At 54.1% G+C, this 15,167-nt stretch carries 13 protein-coding genes; 8 read left to right on the top strand and 5 right to left on the bottom strand.

Translation table 11 applies throughout. From position 1 onward, the window contains the following. The first annotated feature begins 167 nt into the window (after positions 1 to 167). A complete protein-coding gene (locus MKY59_RS10085; RefSeq protein WP_339277372.1) occupies positions 168 to 794 on the top strand; it encodes an SGNH/GDSL hydrolase family protein in 627 nt (208 codons plus the stop codon). A 167-nt stretch (positions 795 to 961) separates the two neighbouring features. Then, positions 962 to 2,014 carry a phosphotransferase gene (locus tag MKY59_RS10090; protein WP_339277374.1) on the top strand — a complete coding sequence of 351 codons (1,053 nt, stop codon included), beginning with the start codon at positions 962 to 964 and terminating at the stop codon, positions 2,012 to 2,014. Positions 2,015 to 2,103: 89 nt separating this feature from the next. On the opposite strand, the gene MKY59_RS10095 is transcribed toward MKY59_RS10090, so the two are convergent. Further along, positions 2,104 to 2,781: a tetratricopeptide repeat protein gene (locus tag MKY59_RS10095; protein ID WP_339277375.1), complete on the bottom strand. Its 678-nt coding sequence runs from the start codon at positions 2,779 to 2,781 to the stop codon at positions 2,104 to 2,106. 79 nt (positions 2,782 to 2,860) lie between these two features. Then, complete coding sequence (locus tag MKY59_RS10100; RefSeq protein ID WP_339277376.1) at positions 2,861 to 3,745, bottom strand: AraC family transcriptional regulator; 885 nt, start codon at positions 3,743 to 3,745, stop codon at positions 2,861 to 2,863. 179 nt (positions 3,746 to 3,924) lie between these two features. On the opposite strand from MKY59_RS10100, the gene MKY59_RS10105 reads away from it, so the two are divergent. Together MKY59_RS10105 and MKY59_RS10110 are read left to right on the top strand one after the other, a co-directional pair. Continuing rightward, positions 3,925 to 5,445 carry a tagaturonate reductase gene (locus MKY59_RS10105; RefSeq protein WP_339277377.1) on the top strand — a complete coding sequence of 507 codons (1,521 nt, stop codon included), beginning with the start codon at positions 3,925 to 3,927 and terminating at the stop codon, positions 5,443 to 5,445. Continuing rightward, positions 5,442 to 6,956, top strand: a complete 1,515-nt coding sequence (locus tag MKY59_RS10110; protein ID WP_339277379.1) for an altronate dehydratase family protein — start codon at positions 5,442 to 5,444, stop codon at positions 6,954 to 6,956. The genes MKY59_RS10105 and MKY59_RS10110 overlap by 4 nt, the downstream gene beginning before the upstream one ends. 50 nt (positions 6,957 to 7,006) lie before the next feature. Here MKY59_RS10110 and MKY59_RS10115 read toward each other — a convergent pair whose 3' ends face one another. The 3 genes from MKY59_RS10115 to MKY59_RS10125 all read right to left on the bottom strand — a co-directional run bounded on the left by MKY59_RS10115 (position 7,007) and on the right by MKY59_RS10125 (position 11,113). Continuing rightward, the gene (locus MKY59_RS10115) at positions 7,007 to 7,690 is read right to left on the bottom strand and encodes a hypothetical protein (protein WP_236417894.1); all 684 of its coding nucleotides are present in this window, start codon (positions 7,688 to 7,690) and stop codon (positions 7,007 to 7,009) included. A gap of 19 nt (positions 7,691 to 7,709) precedes the next feature. Beyond that, a complete protein-coding gene (locus MKY59_RS10120; protein WP_339277382.1) occupies positions 7,710 to 8,681 on the bottom strand; it encodes a YafY family protein in 972 nt (323 codons plus the stop codon). Between the two features lie 404 nt (positions 8,682 to 9,085). After that, a complete protein-coding gene (locus tag MKY59_RS10125) occupies positions 9,086 to 11,113 on the bottom strand; it encodes a beta-galactosidase (RefSeq protein ID WP_339277384.1) in 2,028 nt (675 codons plus the stop codon). A gap of 131 nt (positions 11,114 to 11,244) precedes the next feature. Here MKY59_RS10125 and MKY59_RS10130 point away from each other — a divergent pair, with 131 nt between their 5' ends. From MKY59_RS10130 to MKY59_RS10145, 4 genes are all read left to right on the top strand, one after another. After that, positions 11,245 to 12,078 carry an AraC family transcriptional regulator gene (locus MKY59_RS10130; protein ID WP_236417891.1) on the top strand — a complete coding sequence of 278 codons (834 nt, stop codon included), beginning with the start codon at positions 11,245 to 11,247 and terminating at the stop codon, positions 12,076 to 12,078. Between the two features lie 201 nt (positions 12,079 to 12,279). Further along, positions 12,280 to 13,068: an alpha/beta hydrolase gene (locus MKY59_RS10135; RefSeq protein ID WP_339277386.1), complete on the top strand. Its 789-nt coding sequence runs from the start codon at positions 12,280 to 12,282 to the stop codon at positions 13,066 to 13,068. A 58-nt stretch (positions 13,069 to 13,126) separates the two neighbouring features. After that, positions 13,127 to 13,789, top strand: coding sequence for an SGNH/GDSL hydrolase family protein (locus MKY59_RS10140; protein ID WP_339277388.1), 663 nt, complete (start codon positions 13,127 to 13,129; stop codon positions 13,787 to 13,789). A 132-nt stretch (positions 13,790 to 13,921) separates the two neighbouring features. Next, positions 13,922 to 14,809: an SMP-30/gluconolactonase/LRE family protein gene (locus MKY59_RS10145; RefSeq protein WP_339277389.1), complete on the top strand. Its 888-nt coding sequence runs from the start codon at positions 13,922 to 13,924 to the stop codon at positions 14,807 to 14,809. Positions 14,810 to 15,167 lie beyond the last annotated feature (358 nt).

Consider the following 15,167-nt stretch of genomic DNA (forward strand, 5'->3'; position numbering starts at 1 on the left):
TGTCTCGTTTTTCGTGAGTTCCCGGACTATGGTGCCCGTTGCAGGGCATGTGACATCACCTGCAAAATTAAGGTGGCTGCCTAGGGACAACGTCCCGCGCTTTGATTTCCCATTGTACATATCATGGAACATAATCAGTCAGAGATGGGCGGAAGGGGGCTACAGCGATGGTTTATCGATATGCAGCTATTGGGGACTCGCTTACGGTAGGAACGGGAGCGCTGCTGGGTACCGGCTTTGTTCTACTGTATCGGCGAATGATCGAAATGAACGTGCGCACCTTTGTTTCGGTTGACAATATGGGGGTGAACGGCTTGACTTCCGAAGAATTGCTGCATATGGTATCCAACTATGCAAGGGTAAGGCAAGCCGTGCGAGAGGCGGACGTCATCACCATAACCATCGGGGGGAACGACTTGATTCGCACGTTCAAAGCGAGCGGAGGAATGCCCGGAGCCGAGCGCATGACGCAAGTGCTTGGGGAAACGCGAAACAATGTCACCCAAATCATGAAGCATATTCGCCAACTGAAACGAGGCCATAGATATATGATACGAACGGTCGGATTGTATAATCCGTATCCCCGTTCGGCGGAGGCTGCTTATTGGGTCAAGCAGTACAATTCTTTCCTGAATGGCGCCGGCTCGGGGTATTACGGCTGTGCGCAGGTGTACGACCAATTCGAAGGGCGTGAGCGCGACCTGCTATTTTGGGACAGGATGCATCCCAATTCGAGAGGGTACCGTGTGATCGCCGACCAACTGGGCCGAATGGGATACAGACCTTTTGCCTGAAAGCGATGAACGGAGCGCGAAATGCTGAATAGGAGGAGCGGACTGGACCGCTGGATACGCTTCCGTTAAGATAAACGAATAGCGAACGCGTTTCGAATCTATGAATCATTCGTAAGGACATCCAGGATAATGCAGCAGAAGATACATTAATAAAGGAGATCGATTTAATGCAGCACATTCATTTGCGATCCGAGAAGGATTTGGAATACCAACGGGTACGGCAAGTGCTGTCGGTATACGCCCCCGGCTCCGAGTGGGAGGCGATTCGGGGAAGCGGAGGCATGAACAACTCGACGTATTTGCTGCGGATTGACGGTAATCGCTTTGTGTTGCGGCAGTACGAAACCCATAACGACGTCGCCAAAATTGCTTTTGAGCATGAAATCCTAGATGCGTTGGCCCGTTCCGGTTTTTCGCTTCGCCTGCCTTCGCCTGTGAAGGCGCCGGGGAACGGGCAAACCTTTTATACCCTCGTTAACGAAGCCAACGGGCAGAAGAAAGTCGTCGCCTTGTTTCGTTATCTTGAAGGCCGCAACCCGGTCTGGGGCGACCCGGAGCAGCTCCGCGAATTGGGGATGGCTGCAGGAAAGCTGTCGCAGGCATTAGCGGGCTTGAAAGTGTCGCTTGATCCGGTTTATCCGCCGTATTATCAAATTCAAGACGCTTATCCGCTCTGTACGCCAGACAAGCTGCTGCGGATATGCATTTCCCCGCCGGTCCAGCTGCACGCCGTACGGAACGATATGAACGAGCTGGCACATACGCTGCCTGCGCTTTTTGACGCGTTGGAGGGCATGGAGCATTTACCGCATCAACTGGTGCATGGGGATGTGAATGCGTCCAATGTGCTCGCAGATGAAGAGGGGCGCGTGTGCGCCGTGTTGGATTTTGAATTCGCAACGTGGGACTTGCGCGTTATGGAGCTGGCCGTTCCGCTGTCGGATTTGCTTACCATAGATCGCGGCGAGGTTTGGTTATGGAGAGCACTGGAGAGCTTGATCCGTGGATTTCGTGCACATGCCGTCCTGGAGCCCTCGGAACTGGCGGCTCTTCCTCAGCTTGTGCTGCTGCGAAGCCTGGACGTGGTCATGCATTTTATCAGCCGGATGTTCGAGGAGACGGATCCGCCAGAGGTAGCGGCCGTTCAGATTCGAAAGCTGAGGGAACGCATGGACTGGATGAAGAACAATGAAGCGCGGCTGCGGACGTTGCTGTCCTGAAATGAAAAGGAGTGCCGAATTCAGCCAGATGGCGAGCTCGGCACTCCTTTGATTATTTCGGAATGATGCCAGGCCAACGCAGGCTAACATTACGATCCGTTTTTGCGGAACCAACTGCGAACCGCCCAGCCGCGTTCCTGGCGTTTCTTGTATTTGGGCAGGGAACGATACACGTTCAGCGACTGCTCGTAAGCCTGTTTGGCTTCAGCCGTGCGGCCGAGCGAGCGATAAACCGAACCGAGCAGGTAATATGCTTCACTTGAGGATGAATGCACATTCTGGAAACGGTTTACATAGTTCAGCGCTTTGTCTTGGTCGATGTCCTTGAAAACATTGGCGAGCTTAAGCAAAGGTCGGCCGTATTTCACTCGCGGATTAAGCTCCAGCGCATGCAGGATATGGCGCTCTCCCTCCTGCACTTTGCCAAGATGCAGCTCGGATGTGCCAAGCTCTTCCCAATACTCGGCGGATAGCTCATAGGGCCGCTCAAGCTCCAACAGCAACGCGTAGGCTTCACTGTATTTTTTTCGCTCGTTCAGCAAACGGGCCAGGTCAAGTTTGGCGGATACCTCGTTCGGATTCAGGGCGATTTGCTGCCTGAGCCTGGTGATGCTGCGCATACGCCCAAGCGGCTTCAGGAAGTTGGGAAACAACCCGACGTAACGTCGATCAGCCACATACAGGATGACCAGCAAAATAAGGACGGCTACGAGCGGATTGCCAACAATCTGCCACAGCAAGCCAAAGATGAGAAACTTGGTCAACACGTTCGGGTCAACTCCATTATGATGAAATAAGTATTGCCACGGGCAATGCAGACCTATATTTTATCACATATCAGGAGGATTATGGAAGAGTTGGTCGCGCTCTCGCCATTTTGCGATAAGCCGCAGGCGTGGAGCCGGTCATTTTTTTGAATTGGCGGTAAAAATGGGGCAAGCTCTCGAAGCCGCAGGCTTCGGCAATGGCCGCCATCGTGTCGTCCGTTTGCAGCAGGCATTCTTTGGCCATGATGACCTTCCGGGCCAGCGCATAATCCGTCAGCGTCATGCCCGTATGTTTCTTGAAGGCACGGCTGAAGTGGGCGGGGGAAACGGCAGCTCGCTTAGCCAGTTCATGCAGGGACATCCCTTTTCGCAGCTTGTCGTCGATATTTTCCAGAATGCCGGACAGCCATCCCGGTCCTGAAATGGACCGGACGGGAGGCGAAGCGTCCGACGGCTGCAGGCGTTCCAAATGGATCAGCAGCAGCTGAAGCTGGAGCAGGGCGGCATGCGCGCTCAGGGAATGGTTCAACCTGAATTCGTCCCGGATGGCGTCGATGAGTGCGATTACTTTGGTTCGTTCGTGCATGGCCAGATGGCGCTTGTAGGTTCTGGTTCTCCGGCAATGCTCGAACACGGATAACAAGGCAGCCGCGCTGCCTCCCGCTGCCGACGCCAACAATCCCGGACTGAAGAAGAGCGCGGATGACGTAACCGGGTTGCGTTCATCCGGCAGCGCCCGGTGCACGGTGCTGCCCGGGATAATAAACAGATCCCCCTCTTCCATGTCCTCCAGTCCGGTATCGATGAAAATGCTCCCCTGTCCTCTATACACGTAGATCATCTCGTGCCAATCATGCAAATGATCAGGCAATTCATTTTGAGGGGCCTTGGTATCGGCATAGACCAGACGGAAAGGGATGCCTGAATCGGCGAGAATGGTTGTGCGAACGGGCGAACGTTCCATGAAAGCTCCTTTCTGCTTGCTTGGTTGCAAATGAATGGATTCGAAAACGCACAATAGATCATGAAACAGTATATTTATCGCAATATAAGCAATTTAAATTCCTTTTAATGATGATACAATGAATTTAAAGCGTTTACAACGCGTTGTTGTAAGACCATTAATCAATGAGGTGAGTGTTCATGTCGGCGAGCACCAAACGACCCAAGCTGAAGCTGAATCTGTTGGGCAATGATGGACAACGCAAGTGTAAGGAAATGATGGAGCGTCCCGTTAAGGTATTGCAAATCGGGGAGGGCAATTTTTTGCGCGGATTCGCGGATTGGATGCTGCATGAGAGCGCAAGGCAGGGTAAATTCCACGGAAGCGTGGTCGTTACCCAGCCGCGTCCGGGCGGCAAAGCCAAGCTGGAGCAAATCCGTGAACAGGATGGGTTGTACACGATGATCACACGGGGGTTATCCCAGGGCGAACCCGTGGAGCGCGCGGAGATGATTTCAATCTTTGCCCGCTGCCTGAACCCTTATGAAGAATGGCAGGAGTTTCTGGAGCTTGCGGAACTGCCGTCTCTGGAGTTCGTCATTTCGAACACAACCGAATCGGGATTGAAATACGTGCCATCCGAGTACACGCCCGGGGAACCCGTGCTTTCTTATCCGGGCAAACTGACGGTCTTTCTCCATCGCCGCTATGAACGATTCGCGGGCGACCCTTCCCGGGGGCTGATTCATCTGCCGTGCGAACTGCTCGAAGGCAACGGGGACGTGCTGCGGGATTGCGTGCTCCGGCACAGCGAGGATTTCGGATTTTCCGAGGATTTCCGTACATGGGTCAAGGAGTGCAACCGATTTTTGAACAATCTTGTGGACCGGATCGTGACCGGGGCTCCCTCCAGGGAAGAGGCGGACTTGTTAACGGATCGCTGGGGTTACGAAGATCAGTTGATCAACACGGCCGAACCGTATCATTTATGGGCCATTCAAGGGGAAGAAGCCTTGGACAAACGGCTTCCATTAAAACAGGCGGGGCTGAACGTTCATTGGGTCAAGGATCTGAAACCGTTCCAGCTGCGCAAAGTTCGCATTCTGAACGGTGCGCACACGTTGATGTCGTCCCTTGGCATCCTGCATGGCGTAGAGCACGTCAGGGAAGCGATGGAGGACCCGCGGATCGGACCGTGGATCAAGGAAACGGTGCATCAGGACATCGTGCCGGCATTGAACATGCCGGAGCAGAATCTGGACGAATATGCCGAAGAGGTGTTCGAACGGTTTCTCAATCCATATATCCATCATAAACTGCAGGATATTGCGTTAAATATGGTGGGCAAGTTCAAGGTGCGCGTTTTGCCTACCTTGTTGTCTTACGAAAAGAATCAGGGAGTCTGGCCCGCCCGGTTGATCCGCGGGTTTGCGGCGATGCTGCTTTTATATCGGGCGGTGCCTACACCGGATGGATATCAAGGACAGCGTCTGAACGGCGAACCTGTCGCATTGAGGGATGATCCAGGTGCATTGGCCTCGTTCGCGTCACATTGGGAAGGGTACGATGCTTTGGGGAGTGATCGAAAGCAGCAGTTGAACTTGCGGGTAGGAGCCCTCCTGTCCGACCCGGAACTATGGGGCGAGAATTTGAATGAACGCGATGGCTTGCGCGAGGCGATCGTTGAAGAAATGTTACTGTTGGAAGGGGTTAAGGCATGAATACGACGAGCACGACCAAGGAATGGATTGCCATTCAGCCGCAGGATGACGTCATTATCGCGCTGCGCGATTTTGCCAAAGGAGAAAAGGTTGAACTCGCTGAAGGCGTTTCGCTGGAACTGCTTGACGAGGTGCCCAAGGGGCATAAAATTGCCGTTCGCGAAATTTCTCCGGGGGAGGACGTATTCAAGTACGGTTTTTCCATCGGGGTAGCCAAAGAGCGCATCGAGCCGGGAAGCTGGATTCACACCCATAATCTGAAGACAGGGCTGCACGGTTTGCTGGAATACGAATACCGGCCCGGACAGGCTGCCCAACTGGAAATGCCTCCCGAACGCTTGCTTACCTTTGACGGATATTTGCGCCCCAACGGGGAAGCGGGCATACGGAACGAAATTTGGATCATCAATACGGTGGGCTGCATCAATAAAGTGTGCGAAGCATTGTCTCGCATGGGCCAGGCACAGTTCGGGAGCCGCGTGGACGGAGTCTATCATTTTCCGCATCCTTTCGGCTGCTCGCAGCTGGGCGATGACCTGAAATACACGCAGCAGTTGCTCGCCTCCCTGGTAGAGCATCCCAATGCAGGAGGCGTGCTCGTGATCGGGCTGGGCTGCGAGAACAACCAGGTTGATGAATTTCGCGAATGCATCGCCCCCGAATATCGGGAAAAGGTTCGTTTCCTGAAGGCGCAGGAAGCCGATGACGAACTGGACGAAGGTTTGCGTTTAATGGAGGAACTGGTTGAAATGGCCGAGCAGGCCAAGCGTCAGCCCTTGCCGCTGAGCAAGCTCAAGATCGGGCTCAAATGCGGCGGGTCTGACGGCTTGTCGGGCATTACGGCGAATCCGCTCGTCGGGGCAGTGGCCGATCTGCTCGTCGCTGCCGGCGGAACCGCGATTTTGACAGAGGTGCCGGAAATGTTCGGGGCCGAGACGATCCTCATGAACCGGGCTTCGAATGAAGGGGTCTTTCATGATCTGGTGGACCTGGTCAACGGCTTCAAGCAGTATTTCGTCAATCACGGCCAGAACATTTACGAAAATCCTTCACCGGGAAACAAAGCCGGAGGCATTACGACCCTTGAAGAGAAATCGCTCGGCTGTACCCAAAAGGGAGGACTTTCCTCCGTCGTGGATGTGCTGCGATACGGCAAACGTGTGACCCGCCCCGGCCTCAACATCGTGGAGGCTCCAGGAAACGATCTGGTGTCGGTTACCGCATTATCCGCTGCCGGCGCCCATATCGTGCTGTTTACGACAGGACGCGGAACGCCGTTCGGAGGACCGGTGCCGACCGTCAAAATCGCGACCCAGTCCGACCTGGCGAACCGCAAAAAGCATTGGATCGACTTCAATGCAGGCCAACTGCTGGAAGGAGGAACGATGGAGGACGTAAAAGTGCAGCTGTTCAGCCAACTGATCGACATCGCCTCAGGCAGAAGGCAAACGCTGAGCGAGCAGCATGGATTTCGCGAAATTGCCATCTTTAAGGACGGCGTCATACTCTAAATCAAAAAATCCCGGGACAGGCTGAGGCTGCTCCCGGGATTTCGTCTGCATTAAACGACGTCGATCAAGGCTTTTTTCATTTTTGAGAGGGCCGCCGGTGAAGTATGGGCTTCAAGCTTGCAGAGCAGCAGGGAACGTGCTTCATCTATACTGCCTTCGAAAGGCTTGATCCCCTGACGCTCCATCCAGTGCCGGGTTGTTTCGTAAGCCGAGCTGTTCCAGGCAGCTTTGCCTTCGGCAAGCCCTTCCTTTTCCTTGGTGCCGCTGATGACGATGGCTGTTTTGCTTTGAAGGTCAAGCAGCCCTTGATCGAACGCTTTTTTGTCTTCTTTGGCCCGCAAGTTTGCTTGCGACCTCAATGTCCTGCCATCGATCCCCTCTTTGTTTTCGATCAATTCGTAGAGCCTCAGCGCTTCGCGGGATAACTTACCGGCATCATACTGCTCTGTGACGGAATCGGTGCCGGCCAGTATGCGATGAAACCAGGGAAAACATTCACGGGAGACCAGTACGGCTTTCTTTTTCACGAATTTTCCGTAAGCCGCAATGCCTTCCTCCGCCAGTCTGGAGCGCCATAACCAGGGGTCGAGCTCTGTGTCCCGGTGCCAGTTTTCCTTGGGCGTCAACGAGGATAGGGACGGGTATTCGGGAAAAAGCGGAGCCAGCGGCAATATGCCGGCCTGTGCGATTCGTAAAACAGCTTCCTCAAACGTTACCAATGGTTCATTGATCATGATTTCGTCATTCTCCTCATTAAGGGGATGTACATCCACTCGGGCTGGAAGATTGGTACATGCAGCAAACCTCCTCGGCCTGACGCTTGATCTCCTCCCGAAGTTTTTCCGGCTCCAGCACTTCGGCTTCCATGCCCAGGCGGTAAAAGAAACGAACGGCCCAGTCCCATTCCGAGGGAGGGCAGTGAAACGCGAGTTCCCATAGATCCGGAGCGATCTCCGTCATGCGTTCGCCGATATGTTCGTCCTGCTCGGCTTCAATCATGGCTCTATAGCTCAAGTGGGCCCGAATCGGAATGTCCAGTCCTTCTGGCGGACGCGCCAGGGCCAGGTGTTCGCGAACCGATTCGTTCAATTGCGGCCATTTGCTCTTTTCGATGCTGCGGGCTTCCATGATGCGGTCGACCCGGAACAGACGCACTTCTCCATGTTCCTCGGAATAGGCATCGCAGTACCAAAAGCCGGCAGAAGCATATAAACGTTTCGGATGGATCTGCAGCCAGCGCTGGCGTGAGGCAGAGCGATAAAGAATGGATAGCCAGCCTTGCTCGGGGATGCAGGCAAGAAGGGGCTCCAGATGCTGAAGGCTGTACTGGCGTTGCGGTACATGATGCTGCAGTTGTTTGAGCATCGGATGGATCCGATTCATGACCTCGTCCGGGATAATGCTCTTGATTTTATCAATCAGCGTCCAGCGTTTCTCCTGAAAAGGAGTGTCCGCATAATGACTTAGTCCTTCAAGCGCAAATAGGAGCGTAGCGGCTTCGTCCGGGTCCAATTGCAATGGGGGAAGCACATAACCGTCCATAAGCCTGAAGCCGCCCCCCGGGCCGGAAATGGCGATAATGGGCACATTCATTTCTGACAGGGACTGAATATCACGCAAAATGGTACGGCGGGACACTTCAAATTTTTCTGCCAATGAATGCGCCGTTTCATGACCTTGCTGCAATGCCATCACAATGGCAGCCAGCCGGTTTATCTTGTTCATGTCAGCCACTCCGTTTCGAGGGTTGCGCCGCCGCCGGAAAGGATGATGGTGCAAAGCCATTGTAACAGCAGAACAGTGACAGCTTGCATGTCACTAATGGGACAAGGCTTTTGTTTAAAAATGCAATGATTCTTGGAATCGTCAGGTATTTAAACGCTTTCCGGCAGGTGGCGATAAGTGTTGTCTCGTCCAATTCGCTTCGGGAGAACTTTTTTCCTTCTGACTTGCCGGTCGGCTTTGCTGGTAAAAAAAACCGTATCCGTCTAAACGGATACGGAAAGTAGCGGATTGCAGATATAAATCCCCTTTCTTATGAAACAGGAGGAGCGAAAACCAGATTAGTTGGCAGGATTACTCGGATCCAAAGGGCCGGATTGTAACAGTTTGTATCTTATCCACCGGGTCTATCCCCTTTGCAGCAAATGTACGTCACGACCGGCAATTTCGACCTTGCCGGAAAGCTTGCGTTTCGTCAGCAGCTCATAAGCCGTTTCTTCGCCGAGATCGTAGGTCTGCAGGGAAGCATTATGATTCATGACAAACAAGAACGATTTGCCGTCTTTAGTACGGGCACTAACCTCAACGCCGTCCGGTGTCTCCAACAAGGATTCGACGTTGTTGTCTGCGGCTATTTTGCCCAGCAATACATCCAGGAAACGTTCCTCCGGATCCGTAGCTACGTACCATGCTTTTCCTTTGCCAAAGGTGTTGCGGGTAACGGCAGGCATGCCTGCATAGAAATCGTCGCCGTACCTTGCGATGATGTCGGCACCTTCGCTGTGCAGCAAATCGCACAGCATGCCGCATTCATATTCCTCTTGCAGCAGGCCGGAAGCGGCCTCGACGACAATGCGGTTTTTCTGCTCAGGCAGCAGTGCGTCGATTTCTTCGACCCAGATGCCAAGCAGCTTGCGCAGCTCGCCCGGGTAACCTCCGGTGGTTACGAGATCGTGCTCGTTCACGATGCCGCTGAAGAACGTGGTCAGGAATGTGCCACCGGCAGCCACGAACCGTTCCAGCTTTTCGGCAAAACCCGGCTTGACCATATAGAGCACCGGGGCAAGCACGATGTTGTATTTGCCGAGGTCAGCGTCGACGCTGACGATGTCCACCTGGATGTTGCGGCGGAAGAAGGCCGCATAGTATTTGTGGATCTGGTCGACGTATTTTAGCGCAACGGTAGGTCCGCTTGATTTTTCGATAGCCCACCAGTTGTCCCAGTCGAATACGATGGCCACTTTGGACTCGACGGTGGCATCCAAAGTGGTGTCGCCCAGCATCTGCAGTTCCTGCCCCAGCTGGGAAACCTCGCGGAATACGCGCGTGTTCTCGTGACCGACGTGTTCAATGACTGCGCCGTGATATTTCTCGCAGGCTCCAATCGAACGGCGAAGCTGGAAGAACATGATCGTATCCGCGCCGTGGGCTACCGTCTGATAACTCCACAGGCGCATGACGCCGGGGCGTTTCAGGGAGTTGTACGGCTGCCAGTTCTGCTGGCTTGGCGTCTGCTCCATCAGCATGAACGGCTGGCCGTCCTTCAGGCCGCGCATCAGGTCATGGGCCATGGCCGTGAAGCTGACCGGCGTGGCCAGGCCGGGATAGCTGTCCCAGGATACGATATCCATGTATTTTGCCCACTTGAAATAATCGAGCTGTTTGAAAAAGCCCATCAGATTGGTCGTAACGACGGAATCCGGTACATGTTTCTTGATGGCGTCGTATTCCAGGCGATAACAGTCAAGCATGCTGTCGGAGTTAAAACGCGAATAATCCAGCGAGATGCCCTGGAACGTGGAGTTATTCTCGCCCCAATGCTCGCTCAGATTGCTTGGCAGCACGATTTCGTCCCAATCATAGAACGTATGGCCCCAGAAGTTGGTGTTCCAGGCTTTGTTCAAATGATCCAGGGTGGAATAACGCTGCTTCAGCCATACGCGGAACGCCTTCTCGCAGTTGTCGCAGTAGCAGTCGCCGCCGTATTCGTTGGAGACATGCCATACGAGCACGGCGGGATGATCCTTGTAACGCTCGGCCAGTTTGTCCGCGATTTTCTCGGAATATTTGCGGTACGTGGGGCTGTTCGGGCAGGAGTTGTGTCGTCCGCCGAATTTGCGCTTGCGTCCATCCGCATCCACGCGCAGCACGTCGGGGTAACGTTTGGCCATCCATGCCGGGTGTGCCGCAGTGCTTGTAGCCAGGCAAATATATATGCCTTTTTCATACAGGCTGTTAATGATCCGGTCAAGGCCCTCGAAATCGTAGGTCACCTCGTCAGGCTGAATCAATGCCCAGGAAAATACGTTGACCGTGGCGATGTCGATGCCGGCCAGATTGAACATGCGCAGGTCTTCCAAATGTGTCTCGTGGTCCCACTGTTCGGGATTGTAGTCACCGCCATAGAAAATTTTAGGCAGTTTGCCGCTGATCATGATGCCCACCCCTTGTATAAGAATAATTCTATATTATTTGAATCCTAAAACTATTAAAATATAAGAAAAGTATTGAAGGATATAAGAATATGGAAATACAATTCCGAGGGCGAACCGAGAGGAGGCACCATATGTTGATTTCACCGCAGCATCAGCGGTATTTCATGACGTCAAGGGACCAGCCCTTGCCCTTATACATTGAGAGCATCGGTTACAATGGCAACCAGGAAAATGTGACAAGGCCTGCCGGATATCCTTGCTACCATTGGCTTCAGACGGTGAAAGGGGCAGGCAAATTCAAGTTTGCGGGTTCTACGGTCGTTCTGGCGGAAGGTTCGGGCATTCTTCTCCCGCCCAACGTTCCTCATGAATACGTGCGGTCTCAGGGACGATGGGAGACGCTGTACATCACGTTCAGCGGCTCCCAGTGCCCTGCGATCACGGAGGCGCTGGGCCTGGGCGAACCGGCGCTGCATCAGTGGGAGCTGAACAGCCCGCTGGAGCACTACGGACGGGAGGTGCTGGCGTCCATCGGCAGCGACCAGGATTTGTCCGGGCTGGAGGCGTCGGCGGACATGTACCGATTTTTGATTTTGCTCAAAAAACACGGCATGACCGGCAGCCGCTCATCGATCTCGCATGCGGTGGAACGGCTGGCCCCGCTGATCGCATTCATGGAGCAGCACTATGCCGATCCCGACATCGGGCTGGAACAGATGGCGGCGATTCCGGGCATTTCGCCAAGGCATCTGAATACGCTGTTCAAACAATCCTTCGGCATGACCGCGTACAGCTATTTCATCCTGCTCCGCATCCGCAAATCGAAAGAATGGTTGACGGGTGATACCAAGCTGACCATCAAGGAAACGGCGGCGAAAGTGGGGTTTCGGGATGTCAGCCATTTCGTGGCAACGTTCCGGCGCATCGAAGGAGTAACCCCGGAGCAGTTTCGAACGTTGTACTGATATGCTACGGGTATGGGTGTGAGAAGGGGGATTGTCGAGAGGGCCGATTTTCCTGTAAGCTGTTACAAAGTGAACAACACTCATGCCAGTCTGATATTGCTACACGGCTGTCATTGCCGTTATGATGATATCGATTCTTTGGAAATGGGAGAAGCGCAGGCGGACGCTTAGCGTCCGTTAGCAGAAGAGAGGATGATTGATTTGACACAGACGATACCATTGTGGGATGGCGCTGCGCCGCATGCGGCCCAGGGTCGCGAAGAGGAAATGCCGCATTTGATTCCGTTTATCCAGCCTGGGTCCGATAGCGCTGTCATCGTGTGCCCCGGAGGAGGTTACGGCTTTCTGGCCGACCATGAAGGCGCACCGATCGCCGAACTTCTGAATCGTGCAGGAATCAGCGCATTTGTACTGAAATACCGCGTTGCTCCGCATCAGCAGCCGGCACCGCTGAGCGATGGACAACGCGCGATTCGCCATGTCCGCGCACATGCGGATCAGTACGGCATCGATCCTTCCAAAATTGCCGTGCTCGGCTTCTCGGCCGGAGGACATTTGACGGCCATGCTTGGAACGGCTTACGATCCGGGGCAACCGGACCATGAAGATCCGGTGGAGCGTGCGAGCTCCCGTCCGGACCGCATCATTCTTTGCTATCCGGTCATCACCATGGGCCATTACGGCCACGCCGGATCGCGGGAAAACCTTCTTGGAGCGGATGCATCCGAAGCATTGATTACGGCGTACAGCGCGGAAAAACAGGTTAAGGCCGATGCTCCGCCAGCTTTCCTGTGGCATACCAGCGAAGATGGGCTTGTTCCGGCAGAGAACAGTTTGCGTTTCGCACTGGCTCTTGCGGAGCACGGGATTCCGTATGAACTGCATGTCTTTGAAAAAGGCTCTCACGGCCTGGGGCTTGCCGATGACATGCCTGCTGTCCGCGTATGGGCGGACCTGTGCTTGACTTGGCTTAAAAACCAAGGCTGGTAATGCTGCCGGACAGGCTTGCACCTTTATAATGCCAATGGGCGCGAAGGAGATATCGAAAATGAAACTGCAAAAAAACGATACATTGCTTTTTATCGGCGATTCCATCACGGATTGTGGCCGCCAGCATCCGGTAGGAGAGGGCAGCCATGGACTCGGTCACGGTTATGTGGCCCAGGTTTACGCACTGCTGCGCTCCATCTATCCGGAACTGATGCTGCGTGTTCGGAACGTGGGAACGAGCGGAAATACGGTTCGCGACTTGAAGCACCGTTGGGATCGCGACGTCCTGGACCTGAAGCCGGATTGGTTGTCCATCATGATCGGCATCAACGACGTTTGGCGCCAGTTCGACCATCCGATATCCGGTGAACCGCATGTCTTCCTGGAGGAGTACGAAAACACGCTGCGCGAGCTTGTTGCATCCGTACGTCCGTCTTTGAAGGGGCTTGTGCTCATGACACCGTATTACCTGGAAGCCAATCCGGAAGATCCGATGCGGGCAACGATGGATCTTTACGGAGAGGCCGTTCGCCGGATCGCGAGCGAATACGACGCCGTATTCGTGGATACGCAGGCTGCGTTTGCGCCGTTCTGGGACCATTTCTACACGTCGGTGCTCACGCATGACCGGGTTCATCCGGATGCGACGGGACACATGATTTTGTCCAAGGCTTTTTTGGATGGGATCGGTTTCGAATGGTCGGGCGCGCCGAAAGCGTAACAACAATGAACGAAGCGAGGCGTTGTCGGGCAGCCGGCGATTTGCCGCGGCAATGTTTGCTCGCCATGCTGCGCTGGTTTCATCCCCAAGCATATCTGGCAAATTCAACAATATCCAAAAGGACGTGATTGCATGAGTAACGTGAACGTTGCAATACGAGTACCGGCCTTGTTGGGCGAAGGTCCGAGCTGGGACGCGGAGAACGGCCGTTTGTTATGGGTGGATATCGAAGGCTTCAAGGTGCATGCGTATGACCCGGCTACAGGACTGGACGAGGCATTCGACGTAGGACAGCATGTTGGCGCGGTGGTTCCTTATCAAGGCGACGAGGTTATGGTGGCGCTGCGCAGCGGGTTCCATGCGTTTCATTTGCGCACAGGCCGATTGCAGCTCATTGAAGATCCCGAGCAGGGATTGGATGGAAACCGCTTCAATGATGGCAAATGCGATGCTCACGGCCGCTTCTGGGCAGGCACGATGAGCATGCGAAACGAAAGCGGAACAGGTGCATTGTATTGTCTGGAAGAAGGCCAGCCTGTACGCACATGGGTGAAGGGAGTCTCGACTTCCAATGGGCTCGGTTGGAGCCCGGATCGGACGGCGATGTATTATATCGATACGCCGACGCGTTGCATCGATCGTTTTGATTTCGACCTGACGAGCGGGACGTTAAGCAACCGGACAACCCTCATCAAGGTGCCGGAAGCATTGGGGTTCCCGGATGGCATGACCGTGGACGCCGAAGGCATGTTATGGGTAGCCCATTGGGGCGGAGGCTGCGTGACCCGCTGGAATCCGGACACGGGAGAACTTTTGCAGCGAATCGATGTGCCAGCGGACCAAGTGACCTCCTGCTGTTTCGGCGGAGAAAACCTCGAAGACCTGTACATAACGACTGCCCGAACCGGAATTCGTGAGGAACGGCTGCAAGAAACGCCGGATGCAGGCTCCGTCTTTGTTGTTCGGCCAGGCGTTAAGGGGCAGGAAACACATGCATACGACAAACGGAATAAGGGGTAAATGGGATTGTCCCTGATGGAATGGCTTGTATCGGTACTGCGGAGCGACAGGATGATCACCGCGTAATGCGGGATGGAAGCAGACCGGGTTTAGCATGGCGACAACCATGATGTCCTGGAGCTGAATAGGCTGACCAGCATTTGCTGTTCAGTCTATTTTTTTTGGTTTGGCGTGAGAAGAGCATCGCCTTTAGTTCCATGCGTATGAGTTGTGCGATTGCAGCCAATCGACGGAAAAAGCTGCGCGGACCATCAGTCAATGGCGGGTGGCCAAAAAAATGTTGAATTACGGCAATAAGGCAGAAGGTAAAAGGAGATTTCTATCGAATGTTATTTATTGAGAAAAATATCCATATTCA

The organism is Paenibacillus sp. FSL W8-0426 (genome assembly GCF_037969725.1).
In the GTDB taxonomy this organism is placed as follows: Bacteria; Bacillota; Bacilli; order Paenibacillales; family Paenibacillaceae; genus Paenibacillus; species Paenibacillus hubeiensis.

What these genes read in the sequence shown, in the direction of transcription:
- MKY59_RS10085 (WP_339277372.1), top strand. Translation starts at nt 168, where the DNA reads ATGGTTTATCGATATGCAGCTATTGGGGACTCGCTTACGGTAGGAACG.
- MKY59_RS10090 (WP_339277374.1), top strand. Translation starts at nt 962, where the DNA reads ATGCAGCACATTCATTTGCGATCCGAGAAGGATTTGGAATACCAACGG.
- MKY59_RS10100 (WP_339277376.1), bottom strand. Translation starts at nt 3,745, where the DNA reads ATGGAACGTTCGCCCGTTCGCACAACCATTCTCGCCGATTCAGGCATC.
- MKY59_RS10105 (WP_339277377.1), top strand. Translation starts at nt 3,925, where the DNA reads ATGTCGGCGAGCACCAAACGACCCAAGCTGAAGCTGAATCTGTTGGGC.
- MKY59_RS10110 (WP_339277379.1), top strand. Translation starts at nt 5,442, where the DNA reads ATGAATACGACGAGCACGACCAAGGAATGGATTGCCATTCAGCCGCAG.
- MKY59_RS10115 (WP_236417894.1), bottom strand. Translation starts at nt 7,690, where the DNA reads ATGATCAATGAACCATTGGTAACGTTTGAGGAAGCTGTTTTACGAATC.
- MKY59_RS10120 (WP_339277382.1), bottom strand. Translation starts at nt 8,681, where the DNA reads ATGAACAAGATAAACCGGCTGGCTGCCATTGTGATGGCATTGCAGCAA.
- MKY59_RS10125 (WP_339277384.1), bottom strand. Translation starts at nt 11,113, where the DNA reads ATGATCAGCGGCAAACTGCCTAAAATTTTCTATGGCGGTGACTACAAT.
- MKY59_RS10130 (WP_236417891.1), top strand. Translation starts at nt 11,245, where the DNA reads ATGTTGATTTCACCGCAGCATCAGCGGTATTTCATGACGTCAAGGGAC.
- MKY59_RS10140 (WP_339277388.1), top strand. Translation starts at nt 13,127, where the DNA reads ATGAAACTGCAAAAAAACGATACATTGCTTTTTATCGGCGATTCCATC.
- MKY59_RS10145 (WP_339277389.1), top strand. Translation starts at nt 13,922, where the DNA reads ATGAGTAACGTGAACGTTGCAATACGAGTACCGGCCTTGTTGGGCGAA.